The sequence below is a fragment of the Pseudomonas sp. NFACC39-1 genome (genome assembly GCF_900110355.1).
Lineage (GTDB): Bacteria > Pseudomonadota > Gammaproteobacteria > Pseudomonadales > Pseudomonadaceae > Aquipseudomonas > Aquipseudomonas tehranensis.
Map to the genome: position 1 here is coordinate 872791 of NZ_FODL01000001.1, position 19854 is coordinate 892644.

The 19854-nt window shown below is 62.6% G+C and carries 23 protein-coding genes; 9 read left to right on the plus strand and 14 right to left on the minus strand.

The genetic code is table 11. The features are described 5' to 3' along the window. Nucleotides 1-15: 15 nt before the first annotated feature. Complete coding sequence (locus BMY45_RS03870) at nucleotides 16-804, minus strand: YfaP family protein (RefSeq protein ID WP_092394763.1); 789 nt, start codon at nucleotides 802-804, stop codon at nucleotides 16-18. Between the two features lie 465 nt (nucleotides 805-1269). Here BMY45_RS03870 and BMY45_RS03875 point away from each other — a divergent pair, with 465 nt between their 5' ends. The 4 genes from BMY45_RS03875 to BMY45_RS03890 all read left to right on the plus strand — a co-directional run bounded on the left by BMY45_RS03875 (nucleotide 1270) and on the right by BMY45_RS03890 (nucleotide 6430). After that, a complete protein-coding gene (locus BMY45_RS03875; protein WP_047229733.1) occupies nucleotides 1270-1512 on the plus strand; it encodes an exodeoxyribonuclease VII small subunit in 243 nt (80 codons plus the stop codon). Beyond that, a complete protein-coding gene (gene ispA, locus BMY45_RS03880; protein WP_092394766.1) occupies nucleotides 1509-2396 on the plus strand; it encodes a (2E,6E)-farnesyl diphosphate synthase in 888 nt (295 codons plus the stop codon). Before BMY45_RS03875 ends, ispA begins: the two co-directional genes overlap by 4 nt. A gap of 105 nt (nucleotides 2397-2501) precedes the next feature. Beyond that, on the plus strand, nucleotides 2502-4400 hold the full coding sequence (gene dxs, locus BMY45_RS03885; RefSeq protein WP_092394768.1) for a 1-deoxy-D-xylulose-5-phosphate synthase: 1899 nt from the start codon (nucleotides 2502-2504) through the stop codon (nucleotides 4398-4400). 149 nt (nucleotides 4401-4549) lie between these two features. After that, on the plus strand, nucleotides 4550-6430 hold the full coding sequence (locus tag BMY45_RS03890) for a TonB-dependent receptor domain-containing protein (RefSeq protein ID WP_092394771.1): 1881 nt from the start codon (nucleotides 4550-4552) through the stop codon (nucleotides 6428-6430). Between the two features lie 126 nt (nucleotides 6431-6556). On the opposite strand, the gene BMY45_RS03895 is transcribed toward BMY45_RS03890, so the two are convergent. From BMY45_RS03895 to nrdR, 12 genes are all read right to left on the minus strand, one after another. Continuing rightward, nucleotides 6557-7354 (minus strand): cobalamin-binding protein, encoded by a 798-nt coding sequence (locus BMY45_RS03895; protein ID WP_092394775.1) that lies wholly within the window; start codon nucleotides 7352-7354, stop codon nucleotides 6557-6559. Then, complete coding sequence (locus tag BMY45_RS03900; protein WP_047229737.1) at nucleotides 7354-7773, minus strand: hypothetical protein; 420 nt, start codon at nucleotides 7771-7773, stop codon at nucleotides 7354-7356. The genes BMY45_RS03895 and BMY45_RS03900 overlap by 1 nt, the downstream gene beginning before the upstream one ends. Beyond that, nucleotides 7770-8387 carry a GTP cyclohydrolase II gene (gene ribA, locus BMY45_RS03905; RefSeq protein WP_092394778.1) on the minus strand — a complete coding sequence of 206 codons (618 nt, stop codon included), beginning with the start codon at nucleotides 8385-8387 and terminating at the stop codon, nucleotides 7770-7772. Before ribA ends, BMY45_RS03900 begins: the two co-directional genes overlap by 4 nt. A 109-nt stretch (nucleotides 8388-8496) precedes the next feature. Then, nucleotides 8497-9255, minus strand: coding sequence for a substrate-binding periplasmic protein (locus tag BMY45_RS03910; protein WP_092394781.1), 759 nt, complete (start codon nucleotides 9253-9255; stop codon nucleotides 8497-8499). An 11-nt stretch (nucleotides 9256-9266) separates the two neighbouring features. Further along, nucleotides 9267-9770 carry a phosphatidylglycerophosphatase A family protein gene (locus BMY45_RS03915; RefSeq protein WP_092394784.1) on the minus strand — a complete coding sequence of 168 codons (504 nt, stop codon included), beginning with the start codon at nucleotides 9768-9770 and terminating at the stop codon, nucleotides 9267-9269. Next, nucleotides 9767-10732 carry a thiamine-phosphate kinase gene (gene thiL, locus BMY45_RS03920; protein WP_092394786.1) on the minus strand — a complete coding sequence of 322 codons (966 nt, stop codon included), beginning with the start codon at nucleotides 10730-10732 and terminating at the stop codon, nucleotides 9767-9769. Before thiL ends, BMY45_RS03915 begins: the two co-directional genes overlap by 4 nt. A gap of 18 nt (nucleotides 10733-10750) precedes the next feature. Then, a complete protein-coding gene (gene nusB / locus BMY45_RS03925) occupies nucleotides 10751-11251 on the minus strand; it encodes a transcription antitermination factor NusB (protein ID WP_047229742.1) in 501 nt (166 codons plus the stop codon). Then, nucleotides 11248-11724 (minus strand): 6,7-dimethyl-8-ribityllumazine synthase, encoded by a 477-nt coding sequence (gene ribE / locus BMY45_RS03930; protein WP_047229743.1) that lies wholly within the window; start codon nucleotides 11722-11724, stop codon nucleotides 11248-11250. The genes nusB and ribE overlap by 4 nt, the downstream gene beginning before the upstream one ends. Before the next feature lie 328 nt (nucleotides 11725-12052). Beyond that, nucleotides 12053-13144 carry a bifunctional 3,4-dihydroxy-2-butanone-4-phosphate synthase/GTP cyclohydrolase II gene (gene ribBA / locus BMY45_RS03935; protein WP_076383459.1) on the minus strand — a complete coding sequence of 364 codons (1092 nt, stop codon included), beginning with the start codon at nucleotides 13142-13144 and terminating at the stop codon, nucleotides 12053-12055. Between the two features lie 16 nt (nucleotides 13145-13160). Beyond that, on the minus strand, nucleotides 13161-13823 hold the full coding sequence (locus tag BMY45_RS03940) for a riboflavin synthase (RefSeq protein WP_092394789.1): 663 nt from the start codon (nucleotides 13821-13823) through the stop codon (nucleotides 13161-13163). Nucleotides 13824-13869: 46 nt separating this feature from the next. Then, nucleotides 13870-15003: a bifunctional diaminohydroxyphosphoribosylaminopyrimidine deaminase/5-amino-6-(5-phosphoribosylamino)uracil reductase RibD gene (gene ribD, locus BMY45_RS03945; protein ID WP_092394792.1), complete on the minus strand. Its 1134-nt coding sequence runs from the start codon at nucleotides 15001-15003 to the stop codon at nucleotides 13870-13872. After that, nucleotides 15000-15464 carry a transcriptional regulator NrdR gene (gene nrdR / locus BMY45_RS03950; RefSeq protein WP_013694316.1) on the minus strand — a complete coding sequence of 155 codons (465 nt, stop codon included), beginning with the start codon at nucleotides 15462-15464 and terminating at the stop codon, nucleotides 15000-15002. Before nrdR ends, ribD begins: the two co-directional genes overlap by 4 nt. A 127-nt stretch (nucleotides 15465-15591) precedes the next feature. On the opposite strand from nrdR, the gene BMY45_RS03955 reads away from it, so the two are divergent. The 3 genes from BMY45_RS03955 (at nucleotide 15592) to trxA (ending at nucleotide 17786) form a co-directional block, all read left to right on the plus strand. Beyond that, nucleotides 15592-16062, plus strand: coding sequence for a YbaY family lipoprotein (locus BMY45_RS03955; protein ID WP_047229747.1), 471 nt, complete (start codon nucleotides 15592-15594; stop codon nucleotides 16060-16062). Continuing rightward, complete coding sequence (locus BMY45_RS03960; protein WP_092394795.1) at nucleotides 16059-16718, plus strand: class I SAM-dependent methyltransferase; 660 nt, start codon at nucleotides 16059-16061, stop codon at nucleotides 16716-16718. The genes BMY45_RS03955 and BMY45_RS03960 overlap by 4 nt, the downstream gene beginning before the upstream one ends. Before the next feature lie 195 nt (nucleotides 16719-16913). After that, nucleotides 16914-17786 carry a thioredoxin gene (trxA, locus tag BMY45_RS03965; RefSeq protein ID WP_092394798.1) on the plus strand — a complete coding sequence of 291 codons (873 nt, stop codon included), beginning with the start codon at nucleotides 16914-16916 and terminating at the stop codon, nucleotides 17784-17786. Between the two features lie 149 nt (nucleotides 17787-17935). Here trxA and BMY45_RS03970 read toward each other — a convergent pair whose 3' ends face one another. Then, entirely contained in the window at nucleotides 17936-18286 is a 351-nt protein-coding gene (locus BMY45_RS03970) for a hypothetical protein (protein ID WP_092394801.1), read from the minus strand. Between the two features lie 132 nt (nucleotides 18287-18418). On the opposite strand from BMY45_RS03970, the gene BMY45_RS03975 reads away from it, so the two are divergent. After that, entirely contained in the window at nucleotides 18419-19009 is a 591-nt protein-coding gene (locus BMY45_RS03975) for a DUF2796 domain-containing protein (protein WP_092394804.1), read from the plus strand. 133 nt (nucleotides 19010-19142) lie between these two features. Beyond that, nucleotides 19143-19853, plus strand: coding sequence for an ABC transporter ATP-binding protein (locus BMY45_RS03980; protein ID WP_092394807.1), 711 nt, complete (start codon nucleotides 19143-19145; stop codon nucleotides 19851-19853). Nucleotide 19854: the final 1 nt, after the last annotated feature.

Consider the following 19854-nt stretch of genomic DNA (forward strand, 5'->3'; position numbering starts at 1 on the left):
TTCATCCGTGGAGCATTAATAGTTGAAAGTCTTGACCAGCAACAGATCGCCGATGGCGCGCAGGGGCACGACAAAGGTTTCGCGTTTTTCATCGACGGTGTTTTCGTTGAGCACCAGGTTGATCTGCGAGGTGATCACCTCGTTCTGGTTGCTGGTTTCTTCGAAGTTGTAGCCACCGTTGCCGTAGTTACCCCAGTAGTTCACGTAGACCAGGTAGGTGCCGTGCATCGGTGCGGTCATGGTGAACATCTCGGGACCGGGGCCATCGACGCCATCGGGGTCGAGGCCGCCGCCGTTGCTCAACGCCGGCCGGCCGAAGAACGCATGCTGACCGTCGGGGGTGACGATGTGCAGGTCCAGTTCGGCCTTGGGATCGTCCCAGCCCAGCACCACGCGGATCTGCGCCGGGGTTCGCTGGTTGTTGGCTTCATAGAACTGCACGCGTTTGAGGGACTGGCCTGCAGAGCTGCGTACTTCGACGCTGTTGGAGCCAGCACCAAAGGCATACGGCCGGGCGAAACGCCCTTCGTCGTCGGTATAGAGATTCAGTGGATTGCCGTTGACCGCCAGGCTGTGGGGCGAACGGGCCGTGCCCATGGCATTGAGCCGGCCTTCGATCATCGTGCGATTGCGCTGCACGCCTCGGTCGATGGGCGGTGTGGGATAGGCCACGCGCGGGTTCTCAGTGCGATCGAGCAAGCCGCTGTAGCGCCAGCCGCCCACGGGCTCCGACAGCTCGGCGGCAGGCTCGGCCCACGCCAGCGGCGCGCCCGTCAGCACGATCAACAACGAAAGAAAACGCATGTATGCCTCCTGCCATGCATGACGCAACCCGGCGCCCTTCCTCGGCGCTGCTTGTCATTATTCGGGTTACGTCTGAAGGCCCCGCCACAAGAGGCCCGTAGATGCGGCGAAGGTTAGCGATTCGGCGGATTATTCACAATCAGGCAACGCGCGATTCTGTGTGGGAAATCACGTACTGAGGGGGGGCGTGAGCCGAATAGGAAAACTGACGTAATTTCTGACGCAATCCCGTTGGCCCTGTAGGAGCTGGCGAAGCCTGCGATCTTTTAACTTTCGCTCAAGATTCGATCGGCAGAGGGAAGATCGCAGCCTCGTTGCACTCGACAGCTCCTACAGGCCCGGCAGGAGCTGCCCCCTTACCAAAAAGCAGTGGCTCACGGACCGCGCTGGCCCTGCTCTGATTTGCCCCAATACCCCATGTCTGCTAGTGTCGCGCCCGTTTAACAGTCAACCGGAATCGCCGCCATGGCCCGCAAAAAAGCTGCACTGGACTTCGAACAATCTCTGGCCGACCTGCAAACGCTGGTCGAGCGGCTGGAGAACGGCGAGTTGTCGCTGGAAGACTCGCTGACCGCCTTCGAGCAGGGTATCGGCTTGACTCGCGACTGCCAGGCGGCGCTGGCCCAGGCCGAGCAAAAGGTGCAATTGCTGCTCGAGCGCGATGGTGAGCTGACCGAAGAGCCGTTCGACGCGGACCAGCCTGAATGATCGGCGCTTATCAGGCCGGCAGCCAGGCCCGGGTCAACGCGGCACTGGATAGCCTGTTCACCGCCCCAAGCCCTGAGCTGGCGCGGTTGTACGAGGCCATGCGCTACAGCGTGATGAACGGCGGCAAGCGCGTCCGGCCGCTGCTGGCCTATGCGGCCTGCGAGGCCTTGGGCGGCGCGCCTGAACAGGCCAACGGCGCGGCCTGCGCAGTGGAGCTGATCCACGCGTATTCGCTGGTCCATGATGATTTGCCGGCCATGGACGACGACGATTTGCGTCGCGGCCAGCCCACCACCCACAAGAAATTCGACGAAGCCTGCGCGATCCTGGCCGGTGACGGCTTGCAGAGCCTGGCGTTCAGCGCCCTGCTGGAGCCGACGCTGAACGATTGCCCGGCGCAGATTCGCCTGGACATGGTCAGCACCCTGGCGCTGGCGGCCGGTCCCGCCGGAATGGTCGGCGGCCAGGCCATCGACCTTGGTTCGGTGGGCCTCAAGCTCGATCAAAACGCGCTGGAGTACATGCATCGGCACAAGACCGGCGCCTTGATCGAGGCCAGCGTCAAACTCGGCGCCCTGGCCAGCGGTCGAGCCACGCCTGACCAACTGCAGGCCTTGCAGACCTATGCCCGGGCCATTGGCCTGGCGTTCCAGGTGCAGGACGACATTCTTGACGTCGAAAGCGATACCCAGACCCTGGGCAAACGCCAGGGCGCCGATATCGCTCGCGACAAACCGACCTACCCGGCCCTGCTCGGCCTCGACGCAGCCAAGGCCTATGCCCTGGAGTTGCGCGACCAGGCCCTGAGCGCGCTGCGACCCTTTGACGCGGCGGCCGAGCCGTTGCGCGAGCTGGCCCGATATATCGTCGAACGCCGTAGCTGATACGGGGTCAGACTGCGTATCGGCCAAGTTCCGGCCTACGCGTGGGCAGCTTGCGATGCATAAGGTAAACTGCCGCCTCTTTCTATACCTATAACGATTCGCCTGATGCCCACGACGTTTCAAGAGATTCCCCGCAAACGCCCGACCACGCCGCTGCTGGACCGCGCCAACACGCCGGACGGCTTGCGTCGCCTGGGTGAGGCCGAGCTGGAAACCCTGGCCGATGAGTTGCGCCTGGAGCTGCTCTACACGGTCGGCCAGACCGGTGGCCACTTCGGTGCCGGCCTTGGCGTCATCGAGCTGACGATCGCGCTGCATTACGTGTTCGACACCCCGGACGACCGGCTGGTGTGGGACGTCGGTCATCAGGCCTATCCGCATAAAATCCTTACTGGCCGTCGCGAGCGCATGGGCACGCTGCGCCAGAAGGACGGCGTGGCAGCGTTCCCGCGGCGCTCCGAGAGCGAGTACGACACCTTTGGTGTCGGCCATTCCAGCACCTCCATCAGCGCCGCCCTGGGCATGGCGATTGCCGCCCGTCTGCAAAATAGCGAGCGCAAGGCGATTGCCGTGATCGGCGATGGCGCACTGACGGCAGGCATGGCTTTCGAGGCGCTGAACCACGCGCCGGAAGTCAACGCCAACATGCTGGTGATCCTCAACGACAACGACATGTCGATTTCGCGCAACGTCGGTGGGTTGTCCAACTACCTGGCGAAGATTCTTTCCAGCCGCACCTACGCCAGCATGCGCGAAGGCAGCAAAAAGGTGCTCTCGCGCCTGCCCGGCGCCTGGGAAATCGCCCGCCGCACCGAGGAATACGCCAAGGGCATGCTGGTGCCCGGTACGCTGTTCGAGGAGCTGGGCTGGAACTACATCGGCCCCATCGACGGCCATGACCTGCCCACACTGATCGCTACCCTGCGCAACATGCGCGATCTCAAAGGCCCGCAGTTCCTGCATGTGGTGACCAAGAAAGGCAAAGGCTTCGCCCCGGCGGAAGTCGACCCGATCGGTTACCACGCCATCACCAAGCTGGAGCCGGTGGACGCCCCGGCCACCGCCCCGAAGAAGGCCAGCGGACCGAAGTATTCCGCTGTGTTTGGCCAATGGCTGTGCGACATGGCCGCCGCTGACCCACGCCTGGTGGGCATTACCCCGGCGATGAAGGAAGGCTCGGACCTGGTGGCCTTCAGCGAACGCTACCCGCAGCGCTACTTCGACGTGGCGATTGCCGAGCAGCACGCCGTCACCCTCGCCGCCGGCATGGCGTGCGAAGGCGCGAAACCGGTGGTGGCGATTTATTCGACCTTCCTGCAACGTGGCTACGACCAGCTCGTTCATGACGTCGCGGTGCAGAACCTCGATGTGTTGTTCGCCATCGACCGTGCAGGTTTGGTGGGCGAAGACGGCCCGACCCACGCCGGCAGTTTCGACCTGTCGTTCCTGCGCTGCATCCCCGGCATGCTGCTGATGACGCCGAGCGATGAAAACGAGTTGCGCAAAATGCTCACCACCGGGCACCTGTTCAATGGCCCGGCGGCGGTGCGCTACCCTCGCGGCAGCGGCCCGAACGCGACCCTCTCGACGGATCTCGAACCCATCGAAATCGGCAAGGGTGTGATCCGTCGCCAGGGCAAGCAGACCGCCCTGCTGGTGTTTGGCGTGCAACTGGCCGAGGCCCTGAAGGTCGCTGAAACCCTGGACGCCACCGTGGTGGACATGCGTTTCGTCAAACCTCTGGACGAAACCCTGGTGCGCGAAATGGCCGGCAGTCACGAACTGCTGGTGACCGTCGAGGAAAACGCCATCATGGGCGGCGCCGGCGCGGCGGTCAGCGAATTCCTGGCTCGGGAAAATATCCTCAAGTCGGTGCTGCACCTGGGCTTGCCGGACATCTACGTCGAACACGCCAAACCGGCGCAGATGCTGGCTGAATGCGGGCTGGATGAGGCAGGGATCGAAGGGGCGGTGCGGCTGCGGTTACGACTGCTGGGCCTCTGATTTTTCAAACAACGCAGAACCCTTGTGGGAGCGGGCTTGCTCGCGAAAGCGGTGTATCAGTCAATATCCAAGTCGACTGACACACCGCTTTCGCGAGCAAGCCCGCTCCCACACTGGTTTTGTGTAGAGCCAATATTCTCGGAATCACCATGAAGCTGCGCCTCACACTAGCCCTCTCCCTGCTACCCAACACCGACCTGCTGGCCGACACCTTCGAACGCGACCAAGCCCTCAAGCTCCCCGACGTGGTCATCAGCGCCAACCGCCAGGTTGAAGCGCGCAACGACAGTAGCGCCGCCAACACGGTTTTCACCCGCGACGACATCGATCGCCTGCAACCGGCCAGCGTCACGGACCTGCTCAACCGCGTGCCGGGGGTGCAGGTGGCGCCGCTGGGCGGGCGGGGCAGCCTGCCGGGGATTTACATTCGCGGCACCAAATCGGCCCAGAGCCTGGTGCTGGTGGACGGCCAGCGCATCGGCAACTCCACCTCCGGCGACAGCAACTTGCAACGCCTGAACATCAACCAGATCGAACGGGTGGAAGTGCTGCGCGGTTCGCGCTCGGTGATCTACGGCGCCGACGCGGTGGGCGGGGTGATCCAGATTTTCACCCGCCGCGCTAACGAACAAGGCCTGCAACCGCGCTTGCACCTGGGTTTCGGTAGCCACCAGACCTGGGAACGCAGCCTGGGCCTGTCCGGTGGCGATGACCAGACACGCTTCAACCTCGGCGCCAGCCTGGATGAAACCGATGGGACCAATCGCACCCATGAATCCTACGCCAGCGACCGGGACGCGGACGCCAACCGTAACCAGTCCTTGAGCCTGAGTGTAAGTCATGAGCTCAACGCTGATCTGGAAGTGGGCCTGAACCTGCTGGATAACCGCGGTAAAAGCGAATACGACAATCCGTTCGGCCGCTTCGACCCGAACACCTTCGAGTCGCTGCCCCAGCAGCCCTATAGCGATTTCGCGGTGAGCAGTTTCAGCACGTATGTCGATGGGCGCATCACCGACGGTTGGAAATCACGCCTGGAACTGGGCCACAGCGAAAACCGCGAAAAAACCTTCGACAAGCTCAGCGATGTCCGGGAAGTGTTCAACACCTACCGCGACTCGCTGACCTGGCAGAACGATGTAACGCTGGATGATCGCAACAGCCTGATCGTTGGTGGTGACTGGTATGAAGACCGGATCAACAGCAGCACGCCGTATGACGAAGACAGCCGCTGGAACCGTGCCGCGTTTATCCAGCATCGCTGGCGCGGCGAAACGTTCTCCACCGAACTGGGCGTGCGCCGCGACCAGAACCAGCAGTTCGGTGCCCGGAATAGCTGGAGCGGCACGCTCACCCTGCCGGTGAATCCGGACAATGATGTGCTGCTGACCTACAGTGAAAGCTTCCGCGCACCGACCTTCAACGACCTCTACTACCCGCAATTCAGCAACCCGGACCTGAAACCCGAAACCGCGAAAAGCTACGAACTGCAATGGCGCAGCCAACTGAGCGACAGCGCCCGCCTGGAAACTTCGCTGTACCGCACGGACCTGGAAGACGCGATTATTTTCGGCAGCAACTCCCGCCCACAAAACGTCGCCTCGGCACGGATCAACGGTTTCGAAGCAGCCCTGAGCCAAGAGTTATTCGGCTGGCAGGGCAATTTGGGCCTGGCCATCATCGACCCACGGGACCGCGACAGCGGCCACACCCTCGCCCGCCGTGCGCGCCGGACCCTGAGCCTGGACCTGGACCGTCAATTCGACCGACTGGGCCTGGGCGCCACCTGGCAAGCCGTGAGCAGCAGCTACGACGATGAGAACAACCGCAATGCCCTGGGCGGTTATGCGCTGCTAGGGTTGCGCGGCAGTTGGGCGTTGAACCGCGAGGTGAAGCTGGAGCTGAAGGTGGATAACCTGCTGGACAAGGGCTACAGCCGGGCGCTGTATAGCCACGAAGGTGGGCAGTATGGGTACCGGGAGGAAGGCCGGAGCTGGTTGTTTGGGGTGACTTGGACGCCGGCGCTCTGATCCAGAACTTGTGCTGCCTGAACTGGCCTCTTCGCGGGCAAGCCCGCTCCCACAGTTGATCAATGTTGCCTGCTGGGACGCGGTCCAAAGTGGGAGCGGGCTTGCTCGCGAAGCAAACGCCGCGGTCTAGCGGTCCGGCGCGATTAACCCACACAACCGCGCCGTCGCCTCGATCATCTGCCCACTGGGCCGCTCCAGCCCCTTGTCACTGACTAACAGCAGCCGCCCCTGCGCCACCGCCGCCAGCTGCGGCCAGGCTTTCCAGGCGTCGAGCTGGGCCCGGTCCGTGGCCAGGATGATCTGCGGATTGCGCTGCAATACTGACTCCACACTCACCTGCGGCGCCGGCAGGATCAGGTCGGCAAACACATTGCGCGCCCCGCAAACCGCCAGTGCATCGCTGATGATCTGCTCGCCGCCAACGGTGTACAGCGGCCGGTCCCAGACCTGATAGAACACCGGCAACGGCGTGTCGCGCCGGTAGCGCTGACGTAACGCCTCAAGACGCCCGCGCAACTGCGCCGCTCGTCTCGCGCCCCGCTCCGGGCGGCCGAGTTGCGTGGCGATGTCTTCTACTTGGCTGATGAGCTGGTCGAGACTGTGGGGCTCGGTGACATAGACAGGAATCTTCAATCCCTTGAGCTGCCGGCGTTGGGCGTGGCCGACGCTGCCGGGCCAGAGCAGGAGCAGATCGGGCCTGAGACTGAGCAAGCGCTCCATGTCCAATTGCCCATAACGCCCCACAGAAGGCAGGTCTTTCAACGCCAAGGGCCGCTCGCCGCCATCCAGCACGCCCACCAGCAGGTCGGCGGAATCCAGTTCAACCACGATTTCAGACAGGGACGGAGCCAGGCTGACCACACGCTGGGCCGCCACCGTCGAGGCGCTGACGGCCAACAGCAGGACCGCCAGGCAGCGGATCATCAACCGAGCTGACGCGGGATGCGATACAGGTAGAACAATACCGTCGTGGACAACGCCAGCAGCATCAACGGCACCGCTTCCAGGCCCACGAACACCGCCAGGGCGCCGATCCAGGCCGGCAGGCCGGCAGCGAGAAAGGCCACACGCCGCCGGGCTGCCAAGGCGATCCAGGCTTGGGGCTCTTCGGGGGTGTCGAGGGCTTTTTGAGTGGCGATCAACGCGTGTTTGTAAGCGCCAAAGAAGCGCAGGCTGACAAACATCGATGCCACGCCAGCGATAAACAGCGGCATTGCCAGCACCGGCAGAATCGCTTCACCCTGGCCGAATACCGCGTTGATCACGAACAGCGGTAGCAAGGCCAGCGCCAGGTATTGCCACCAACTGACGGACAGTCGCCGCCGGACCTGACCGCGCGTCACGCCCGGTCGACCTCGCCCTGGTGCTCGTTGCCCATCATGTGGTCGAGCTTGCTGGCCTTGGTCGCCAGGTAAAGTTTGTTGTGGGGGTTGTGCCCGGTGTGCAGTGGCACGCGTTCGGCCACCACGATGCCCATATCGGTCATCGCCTTGACCTTGCGCGGGTTGTTGGTCATCAAGCGCAACGACTTGACGCCCAGATGCTCGAGCATTGGCAGGCAGATGCTGTAATCCCGCAGGTCGGCGGCAAACCCCAGGCGCTCGTTGGCTTCCACGGTATCGGCGCCGCCATCTTGCAGTTCATAGGCACGAATCTTGTTCAGCAGGCCAATGCCGCGACCTTCCTGGCGCAAGTAAAGCAGCACGCCACGGCCTTCGCGGGCAATGGCCCGCAGCGCGGCCTCAAGTTGCGAGCCGCAATCACAGCGCTGGCTGAACAAGGCATCGCCGGTCAGGCATTCAGAGTGCAGGCGGCCCAGTACCGGGGCACCGTCGGCGAAATCACCCAGGCTCAGCACGACGTGCTCGCGGCCGGTGGCTTCATCGAGAAAACCATGCATGGTGAATTGCGCAAAGGGCGTTGGCAGCTTGGAAGCGGCAACAAAAACGACAGGCACCGGTGTGCTCCTGATCTATTACTGGAGATTCGCAGAGGCGGGCATTGTAACAGCACGTCCCGACCGACGCTCAGGCTGAATTATCGGCCATAACCATCGAAAAGATTGATTACGCCTTCGGTGGCCTGCCGTGGTCGTCGAAGGGATAGGGTTGCTTCCAGCGTTCGAATATCGGCTTCAGTCGACCGTTTTTCACCAGTTCTGCCATGCGCCGGTCAAACAGGTCCCGGAGCACCCGACCGTTTTCGGTGTCGGCGAAGCCCAGGTAAAGCGGCAGGTTGATCAACGGTGAACGCTTGAACTGCTGGGGATTCTCGGCCTTGGCAAGCAAGTTCTCGATTTCCATCAACGCATCGATATAAAAATCGGCGCGGTCATGGACCAGCATCGGCAGGATACCCACCGCGCGGTGAATTTCGTTGAATTTGCGGATACCAGGCAGATAGCTGTCGTATTCGTAGCCACGCATCCACACCAACCGATAGTTGCCGACCGTCTCCAGTGTCGGGGACGGTTTGGAGGCTAGCCCCAAGGCGTAGATGTGATCGATATCGTAGTGCCATTTGGGATAAAGCACCCCCTCCGACTCATCGAGATAAGCACCGACCTGCACGTCGACCTCACCGCGCTGCACCAGCCCGATTGAACGGGTATAGGGCACGCTGCGGGTTTCCAACCGCACGCCGACGGGCTCGAACACTTCACGCAAGATGTCCCACGCCATACCCTTGCCATCGGCCTGGGAGTAATCCTCCCACTCTTCGCTGGCCGCGCGCACCTTGCCGGGCAGCGTCGTCGCCTCGGCCGCCCGCGCACCGAAACAGAGCCCTAGACACAACAACAGAAGCAGCGCACGGCTTACATTCATGCCTGAATCCCTCAGGTAAAACACCACACCAATCCTTGCATAGCCAGCCAGGCGAAAACGCCAGCCAATACATCGTCAAGCATGATGCCGACGCCTCCGTGCACCTTTCGGTCGATCCAGCGAATCGGCCAAGGCTTGAGAATGTCGAAGAAGCGGAACATCAGAAAACCCGCCAGCAGCCAATACCATCCTTCAGGCACCAGCCACAGGGTGATCCACATGCCGACCATTTCGTCCCAGACGATACCCTCATGATCGTGCACCCGCAGGTCATCCGCCACCTTGCCGCACAGCCAGAAGCCGAACAGCATGGTGATGCCGAGCATCAGCCAGTAGCCCCAGTCCGGCAACATCTGCCACAACGGTATGAAGGGTAGCGCAACCAGCGAGCCCCAGGTGCCCGGAGCTTTAGGTAAAGTGCCCGAACCGAAGCCGAACGCCAGGAAATGCCAGGGATTACGCCAGACCGAGGGCGGAACGAACTCCGCTGGGACCTGGTTGGGATGATCTGTCACGGTGTCTCCCGAAAATGTTGATAGCCCCGAATTTGTGGGGTGATGTCGCGCCCATCGCTGTCGAGCAGCGTGACACCTTGCCCGGCCACCACGCGGCCGATCACATGGATTGGCCAGCCCTCGGCCTGCAACGCCAGCAGTCGGACAGGCGGCAAGGTGAACAGCAACACGTAATCGTCACCACCGCTCAATGCGGCATGCACGGCATTCGCTCGGCCCAGGAACGTTACCAAAGCCTTGGACAATGGCAGGCGGTCGCGCTCAACTTGTAAGGCCACACCTGACGCCAGCGCGATATGCCCGCAATCGGCCAGCAGGCCATCAGAGATATCCATCGCCGCGCCAGCCTTGCCTCGCAGCGCCAGACCGAGGTCGATTTGCGGGCGTGGCGACCAATAATGCGTCAGCAACGGCTCGGCGACATCAGGTTCGGCAGTGCGCTGCCCCAGCACGAGCGGCAATGCGCCAGCGCCATTGCCCAGCTCGCCACCGACACATAGCCAATCACCGGGCTGCGCGCCGCCGCGAGTCAGGGCCTGGCCGGATGGCACGCGACCGAACACCGTCAAGGTCATGCTCAGCGGCCCACGCGTCGTGTCACCGCCCACCAGCGCGACATCACACGCCTGGGCCATCTGGTTCAAACCGCGGGCATAGGCTTGCAACCAATCGGCGGTCACCGTCGGCAAGGTCAGGGCCAGGGTAAATGCAAAAGGAGTAGCGCCCATGGCGGCCAGGTCACTGACCGCCACGGCCAGCGAGCGCTGGCCGAGCAGGAACGGGTCGCAAGGGTCTGGAAAATGCACACTGGCCACCAGGGTATCGGTGGACACCGCCAACTGCTCCCCAGGTGGAACGGCCAGCAAGGCGCAGTCGTCGCCGATCCCGAGCGCAACGCCCTCGCCGCCCTGCGCACAAGACGCGGCGGCGAAGTAATGACGGATCAGCTCAAACTCACCCATTGGGATAACAAGCGCCAATCAGCGCTTGAACGCCTTCACTTCAGCTTCACGCAGACGCGGGGCCAGCTTGTCGAGTACACCGTTGACGAACTTGTGGCCATCGGTGGAGCCGAAGACTTTAGCCAGCTCGATCCCTTCGTTGATCACTACGCGGTACGGAACATCGACGCGCTGCATCAGTTCCCAGGTGGACAAGCGCAACACGGCCAGTTCAACCGGATCCAGCTCTTCGATGGTCAGGTCCAGGCAAGGGGCCAAGGCAATGTCGATCTCGGTCTTGTGGGCCGGGACGCCGTGCAGGATCTCGCGGAAGTACGCGCCATCAACGTCACTGAAATCGTTGTCGACCCGAAACTGCGCTTCGATCTCGTTCAGCGATTGCTTGGCCATGTGCCATTGATACAGCGCCTGGGTCGCGAGCTGACGGGCTTCGCGACGCTTGACGCTCTTCGAAGGCTTGCCGGCATCGGCTGGCTTGGGATCGCGCGGGTTGAAACGATCGCTTTCGTCGCTAATCACTTGGCCTCCAACTGCGCCAGCAGGCTGACCATTTCCAGGGCGGACAGGGCGGCTTCGGCGCCTTTGTTACCGGCCTTGGTGCCGGAACGTTCAATGGCTTGCTCGATGGAATCAACGGTCAGCACGCCGAAGGCGACCGGCACGCCGAACTCCATGGACACCTGGGCCAGGCCCTTGGTGCATTCGCCGGCCACGTATTCGAAGTGCGGAGTACCGCCACGAATGACCGCGCCCAGGGCGATGATCGCCGCATATTCGCCCTTTTGAGCGACTTTCTGCGCAACCAGCGGAATTTCGAAGGCGCCAGGCGCACGGATGATGGTGATGTCGCTTTCGCTCACGCCATGGCGAACCAGGGCATCGACCGCACCGCCAACCAGGCTCTCAACCACGAAGCTGTTGAAACGGCCCACTACCAGAGCGTAGCGGCCTTGAGGGGCGATGAAGGTACCTTCGATGGTCTTCAGGGTCATTCGTCAGATCTCTTAAAGAGCCAGAGCGCGTTCGAATACGCGCTCCTTTGGTGATATTAGCCACGAATACAGGGCCGTAGATCCCGTCATGAGTTCACTTGCACATCTTTTGTGGCGAGGGAGCTTGCTCCCCGCCGAGCTGCGTCGTAGGAGCTGTCGAGTGCAACGAGGCTGCGATCTTACCCCAGACAATTGAGTCGAGAGCGAAAGATCAAAATCAAAAGATCGCAGCCTTCGGCAGCTCCTACGTCCAGCGGGAGCAAGCTCCCTCGCCACAATGAATCTAATCAAGCCTTAAGTGAACAATAATGCCGAAATCCGCAGGCCATTATTCGGAGGGCACGTATTCTACAACTTCCAGGTCGAAACCGGATATCGCATTAAATTTCATCGGTGCGCTCATCAAGCGCATTTTTCGTACACCCAGGTCCCGCAGGATCTGCGAACCGGCGCCGACGATGCTGTAGGTGGTCGGTTTTTTCACGATGGTGTTATCGCCGGTTTCACGGATGTGGGCCAGCAACACGTCGCCATCGAGCGGGTGCCCGAGCAGCAGGACCACGCCGCTGCCGGCCTCGGCCACCGCGGCCATGGCCGCCCGCAGGCTCCAGCGACCGGGCTGTTTGACCATCAGCAGGTCGCGCAGCGGGTCCATGTTATGCACGCGCACCAGGGTCGGTTCTTCGGCACACACGGTGCCCAAGGTCAGCGCCATGTGCACGTCGCCCTCCACCGAGTCACGGTAGGTCACCAGGTTGAACTGGCCCAGTTCGCTGTCCAGCGGCTGCTCGGCAATCCGCTGAACGGTACGTTCGTGGATCATCCGGTAGTGGATCAGGTCGGCGATGGTGCCGATCTTGATGTTGTGTTCGGCGGCAAAAGCTTCGAGTTCCGCGCGACGGGACATGGTGCCGTCGTCGTTCATCACTTCGCAGATCACGCCGCTGGCCTCGAAACCGGCCATGCGCGCCAGGTCGCACGCCGCTTCGGTGTGGCCGGCGCGGGCCAGGGTACCGCCGGCCTGAGCCATCAACGGGAAGATGTGCCCGGGGCTGACAATGTCTTCGGCCTTGGCGTCTTTCGCGGCGGCAGCCTGCACAGTGCGGGCACGGTCAGCGGCGGAGATACCGGTGGTCACGCCCTCGGCGGCTTCGATGGACACGGTGAACTTGGTGCCGAAGCCGGAACCGTTGCGCGGCGCCATCAATGGCAGCTTCAAGAGCTCGCAGCGTTCGCGGGTCATGGGCATACAGATCAGGCCACGGGCGTGCTTGGCCATGAAGTTGATGTGCTCGGCCTTGCAGCACTCGGCGGCCATAATCAGGTCGCCTTCATTCTCGCGGTCTTCGTCATCCATGAGGATGACCATCTTGCCTTGGCGGATGTCTTCAACCAGTTCTTCGATGCTATTGAGCGCCACGCGGCACCCCCTTGGGTCAGGATTTGAGGTAGCCGTTGGCGGCCAGAAAGCTTTCAGTGATGTTACCGGCTGCCGGTGTTGCGGCCTTGTCGCCCAACAGCAGGCGCTCCAGGTAACGGGCCAGCAAGTCAACTTCCAGGTTGACCCGGCGACCGGGCCGATACGAAGCCATGATGGTTTCGCTCAATGTATGGGGAATGATGGTCAGCAGGAATTCGGCGCCATCCACCGCATTGACCGTCAGGCTGGTGCCGTCGACGGTGATCGAGCCTTTATGGGCAATGTACTTGGCCAGCTCTTTCGGGGCGCGGATGCGAAACTCCACGGCCCGGGCGTTATCGCTGCGCGACACCACTTCACCCACGCCGTCGACATGGCCGCTGACCAGATGCCCGCCCAACCGGGTGGTGGGGGTCAGGGCTTTTTCCAGGTTGACCGGGCTGCCGCTCTTGAGATCGTTCATGGCGGTGCAGTCGAGGGTTTCGCGGCTGACGTCCGCCAGGAAACCATTGCCCGGCAGTTCGACGGCGGTCAGGCACACGCCGTTGACCGCGATGCTGTCGCCCAGTTTGACGTCACTCAGATCGAGCTTGCCGGTTTCGACATGGACCCGCACGTCGCCACCCTTGGGGGTCAGTGCACGGATGCTGCCGATGGATTCGATGATGCCGGTGAACATGGAGTCCTCCTCGAGAACGGGCCGCCGCTTGAGCGAAAGCCAGGAATTATACGCTCGCCTGCGCGACGGGAACGGCGGTGACTCGCCAGTCATCGCCCACGGCACGGATTTCGGTGATTTTCAGTTCTGGAGCGTCTTTCATCTGCGCCAGCGGCCAGTCCAGCAGCGGTCGCGCCGAAGAACCGAGGAACTTGCCGGCGATGAAAATCTGGAATTCGTCCACCAGGCCTTGCCGGGCGAAAGCCCCTGCCAGGCGCGGACCGGCCTCCACCAGCACTTCATTGACATCCCGGGCCGCCAACGCCACCAGCAATTGACGCAGATCGACCTGACCGTCATCGCCCGCCACGATCATGCATTCGGGACCGTTGGCGTACTGTTCTTCCACCGCCATGCAAGTAGCGACCAGCGCCGGGCCAGCCTTGAAGAACGGCGCATCCAGCGGCACCCGCAGGCGACCGTCTACCAGCACCCGCAGCGGCGGACGACTCATGACCAGCGCGGTCTGCTCGGCATCCAGCCCGAGCTCATCGGCGCGCACGGTCAGCCGGGCGTTGTCCGCCAGTACCGTATCGGCGCCGGTCAGCACCACACTGGCCTGGGCCCGCAAGCGCTGCACCGCCGAACGTGCGGCCGGCCCGGTAATCCATTGGCTTTCGCCACTTTCCATGGCGGTGCGGCCATCGAGGCTCATGGCGAGCTTGACCCGCACGAACGGCAAACCGTGCTCCATGCGTTTGAGGAAACCCTGGTTGAGCAGGCGCGCTTCGCCCTCCAGCACGCCGCTTTCAGTAGCGATACCGGCCTGGGCCAAGCGTTGCAGACCGCGACCGGCAACATCCGGGTTCGGGTCCTGCATCGCCGCCACCACCCGCGCCACGCCGGCATTGACCAACGCATCGGCACAGGGCGGTGTGCGCCCGTGATGACTGCAGGGTTCGAGGGTTACGTACGCCGTGGCGCCCCGGGCCTGCTCACCGGCGGCGCGCAGGGCATGGACTTCGGCATGGGGTTCGCCGGCGCGAATGTGCCAACCTTCGCCGACCACTTGCCCGTCACGCACGATCACACAACCTACCCGGGGATTGGGATGCGTGGTGTAGTGACCGCGCCGCGCCAGTTCCAGGGCGCGGGCCATGTATTGGGCGTCGAGGATGGCCTGTTGCGCCGGGCTGGTCATTCTTTCACCGGTTCGCGGGCCAGGCGGTCGATTTCTTCGCGGAATTCGTTCAGGTCCTGGAAGCGCCGGTACACCGAGGCGAAACGGATGTAGGCGACTTCATCGAGCTTCTGCAGCTCGGCCATCACCAGTTCTCCGACCACCAGGGATTTAACCTCGCGTTCGCCAGTGGCCCGTAGCTTGTGCTTGATGTGCACCAGCGCCGCTTCCAGGCGCTCGACACTCACCGGGCGTTTTTCCAGGGCGCGCTGCATGCCGGCGCGCAGTTTTTCTTCGTCGAACGGCTGGCGGCTGCCGTCGGTTTTGATCAGGCGCGGCAACACCAGTTCAGCGGTCTCGAACGTCGTGAAACGTTCGCCGCAGGCCAGGCATTCGCGGCGGCGGCGGACTTGTTCGCCCTCGGCGACCAGTCGCGAGTCGATGACCTTGGTGTCGTTGGCACCGCAGAAGGGACAGTGCATGGTGGCAGGCAACAAAAAAAGGGAGGGCCATGGTAGCGCATCCCACTGGCAAGACAAGCCATAGGGTTTACGGTATACAGACGGGGTTACCGTCAGACCCCTGGAATTTACCTTGCTGGAGCCACACATGCCGCTACGATCGCTCGTTTTGCTCAGTCTATTCAGCCTGCTGATGGCGTGCAGCAGCGACGCCCCCAAACCCGATGCCCCCGCCCCGGCCAAGACCCCTGCGCCGAAACAGGCCCAGGAAAAAGCCCGCCAGGCCGCCGAACTGGGACCGCTGCCGGCGCATCAGCGGGAGTTGAGCGGCACCCTGCAAGGGATACCGGCCGGGGCCGAGGTCGAACTGGCACTGCTGGTGATCGATGACAAGGACCGGCCGCAACAATTACTCGCCAGCTCCAGCCTGATCGGCAATAACCAGGCCCTGCCCTTTCGCCTGCGCTTCAACCCCGAAGCCTTCCCGGTTGGCGCCCGCGTGGAACTGCGCGGCCGCGCCAGCCAGTCCGGCCAGTTGATCCTGCATCTGCCGGAGCAACGCATCAGCCAGCCGACCACTCAGGCGCTGGGCGCGCTGCAATTTGTCAAAGCGCCATGAATTCACCGCAAGACCTGCAACACGCATTGGGTCAGTTGCTTGGAGATGCGCACCTGGTGGCTTGCCCGCTGCCTGGCACTGACCTGAAACTGTGGCTGATCGACGGCGATAACATGGACCGCGCGTTCAGCCCGGAAGAAACCCGGCGCATTCTCCACGAGCCCCCTTACTGGAGCTTCTGCTGGGCCAGCGGCCTGGCCATGGCACGCTATCTGGTCGAACAGCCACATTGGGTCGAAGGCAAGCGGGTGCTGGACTTCGGCGCCGGCTCCGGCGTCGCGGGTATCGCGGCGCTCAAGGCCGGGGCGCTGGAAGTGGTGGCCTGTGATCTGGATCCGCTGGCGCTTGCTGCGTGCCAGGCCAACGCCCTGCTAAATGACGTAAAGCTTGGGTATTCGGAGGATTTTTTCGCTGAGGACGATCGCTTCGACCTGATCCTGGTCGCGGATGTGCTTTACGACCGCGCCAACCTGCCGTTGCTCGACCAGTTCCTCAGTCGCGGCCGCGAGGCTCTGGTGGCCGACTCCCGGGTGCGGGACTTCCAGCATCCGCTGTACCGGCGCATCGAAATGCTCGAAGCCATGACCCTGCCAGATCTGGCCGAGCCCGAGGAGTTTCGGCATGTGAGCCTGTACCACGCGCGGCGTCAGCCTTAAAAGCATCGCGAGCAGGCTCGCTCCCACAGGGTTTCGTGCCGGATACTAAATGTGTGTTCATCACAAATCCCCTGTGGGAGCGAGCCTGCTCGCGATAGCGCCCTATCAGACACCACAAGACTAAAGTCCTGCGCTTTCAGCCCACCCCCACCAAGCCGTATAGTTGCCTCATTCAAAGCGTTCTACGAGATCCCCATGACCCAGGACACCCCGTACATCTTCGACGCCACCACCGCCGATTTCGACCAGTCGGTGATCGCCAACTCTTTTCACAAACCGGTGCTGGTGGATTTCTGGGCCGAGTGGTGCGCGCCGTGCAAGGCGCTGATGCCGATGCTGCAGGGCATTGCCGAGAGTTATCAGGGCGAACTGCTGCTGGCCAAGGTCGACTGCGACATCGAGCAGGACATCGTCGCCCGCTTCGGCATTCGCAGCTTGCCTACCGTGGTGCTGTTCAAGGACGGCCAGCCCGTCGACGGTTTCGCCGGGGCCCAGCCGGAGTCCGCCGTGCGGGCGATGCTCGAACCTCATGTACAGATGCCGCCTCCGGCCGCCGCCGACCCGTTTGAACAGGCCCAGGCGCTGTTCGACGAGGGGCGTTTCGCTGATGCCGAGGCCGTACTCACTGCACTGCTGGGGGAGGACAATACCAACGCCAAGGCCCTGATCCTGTATGCCCGTTGCCTGACCGAGCGAGGTGAGTTGACTGAGGCACAAACCGTGCTCGACGCGGTGAAAAGCGATGAGCACAAGGCCGCACTGGCCGGGGCCAAGGCGCAGATTCAGTTCCTCGGCCTGGCCAAGGATCTGCCGGACGCCGCCGACCTCAAGGCCCGCCTGGCGAAAGACCCGCAGGATGACGAAGCGGTGTATCAACTGGCAATCCAGCAATTGGCCCGCCAGCAGTATGAGCCGGCCCTCGATGCGCTGCTCAAGCTGTTTATCCGCAACCGCAGTTACAGCGAAGGCCTGCCCCACAAGACCTTGCTGCAAGTCTTCGAATTGCTGGGCAACGACCATCCGCTGGTGACGACCTATCGCCGCAAGCTGTTCGCGGCGTTGTACTAAATACACCGCACACCCCTGTAGGAGCTGCCGAAGGCTGCGATCTTTTGATCTTTTGATCTTTTGATCTTTCGCTTGGGATTCAAGCGTCAGGGGGTAAAGATCGCAGCCTCGCTTCGCTCGTCAGCTCCTACACAGCTCCTACATAGCGCCTACGCGGTTTCGTGCCAGCTGTAGAGCGGTGTATCGCCGCCGCTGATGACTTTCACGTCCGGGCTATGGCGCAAGCGCACTAACAGGCGTTTGCCGGCCGGGGCGCTGCCGGTCAGGCCTTCGAGCTGTTCCAGCAGGTCCGGGCCGCTCAACTGCCCGGCCTTGCGCAGCAGCTCCCTGGCGATCTGCCACAAGGCATCGTCCTGATTGGCCGGCCGGCTCGCAGGCGTCGCCGCGTTATCGGGTTTGACCGCTTGCAACTGCGCGCCGAGCTGCGCCCAGTCGCCCTCATCCATGTCGATCGACAAGTCCACCGGCCAATCACCGACGGTTCCGCGTATCCGCAACATTACCGTGCTCCTGAAAATTTCATGTGCCCATGCTCCCATGGGCCTTGCGCGACGCCAAGCAGCCGGTCAAACTCTGCGCACTTTCGTTATAAGATTACATAACAGAACACTCATTTTATCTGGAGACTCGTCATGCGCCGTCTGCTTCTCGCCCTGCCGTTCGCCCTGCTGCCCTTGGCTGTCGCCCATGCGGCGGTCGAGCATGACCACGATCATGATCACGCGCACGGCAGCCTCGGCGCCCATGAACACGGTGTCGGCCGGCTGAATGCTGCACTGGATGGCCAAACCCTGGAACTGGAGCTGGAAAGCCCGGCGATGAACCTGGTGGGCTTTGAACACGCCGCCACCAGCGATGCCGACAAGGCCAAGGTCGCCGCCGTGCGTGCGCAACTGGACAAGCCGCTGGCGCTGTTCAGCCTGCCCGCCGCCGCCAAATGCACCGTGGCCCAGCAGGAACTGGAAAGCCCGTTGTTTGGAGATGAACCGGACCACGATGACCACGACGAAGATGACCATGGCGACGAACACCACGGCGAACACAGTGAAATCCATGCCCACTACCAGTTCACCTGCGCCACACCAGGGGCGCTGAAGAGCCTGGACCTGGCGACCCTGTTCAAAACCTTCCCGGCCACCCAGAAAATTCAGGTACAACTGATCAGCCCGAGCGGCCAGCAAGGCGTGGAAGTGACGGCCAAGGCACCTGCCCTGAAGTTCTGAATACACTGAATCCCTCATGTGGGAGCGGGCTTGCTCGCGAAGGCGACGGCACATTCAACTTTGAAGTCGACTGACACACCGCTTTCGCGAGCAAGCCCGCTCCCACAGGTATTCATATTTTGAAGCGGTAAACATGACCCAAGCACTCATCGAACTGTCCGACCTGGGCTTCAGCTGGCCCGGGCATCCGCCGTTGCTGGATATTCCGGCCTTTCGCCTGGAAGCGGGTGAAACCTTGTTCCTCAAGGGGCCGAGCGGCAGCGGCAAGACCACGCTGCTGGGGCTTCTGGGCGGCGTCCAGACACCGGACCGTGGCAGCATTCGCCTGCTTGGCCAGGAACTCACTGAACTGGGCGCCGGGGCCCGCGACCGTTTTCGCGTGGACCACACCGGCTACATCTTCCAGCAATTCAACCTGCTGCCGTTTCTCTCGGTGCGCGAGAACGTTGAACTGCCCTGTCACTTCTCGAAACTGCGTGCACAACGGGCGATCCAGCGTCACGGCAGCGTCGATCAAGCCGCTGCCACACTGCTGGCGCACCTGGGTCTGACCGACACAAATCTGCTTGGGCGCCGCGCCGACTCGCTGTCCATCGGCCAACAGCAACGGGTCGCGGCCGCCCGGGCGTTGATCGGCCAACCGGAACTGGTGATCGCCGACGAACCCACCTCGGCCCTGGACTACGATGCCCGGGAAAACTTCCTGCGGCTGTTGTTCGCCGAATGCCGTGCGGCCGGATCGAGCCTGCTGTTCGTCAGCCACGACCAGAGCCTGGCGCCGCTGTTCGACCGCCACCTCTCGCTGGCCGATCTCAATCGCGCCGCCACGCCACTCGAGGTCTGAG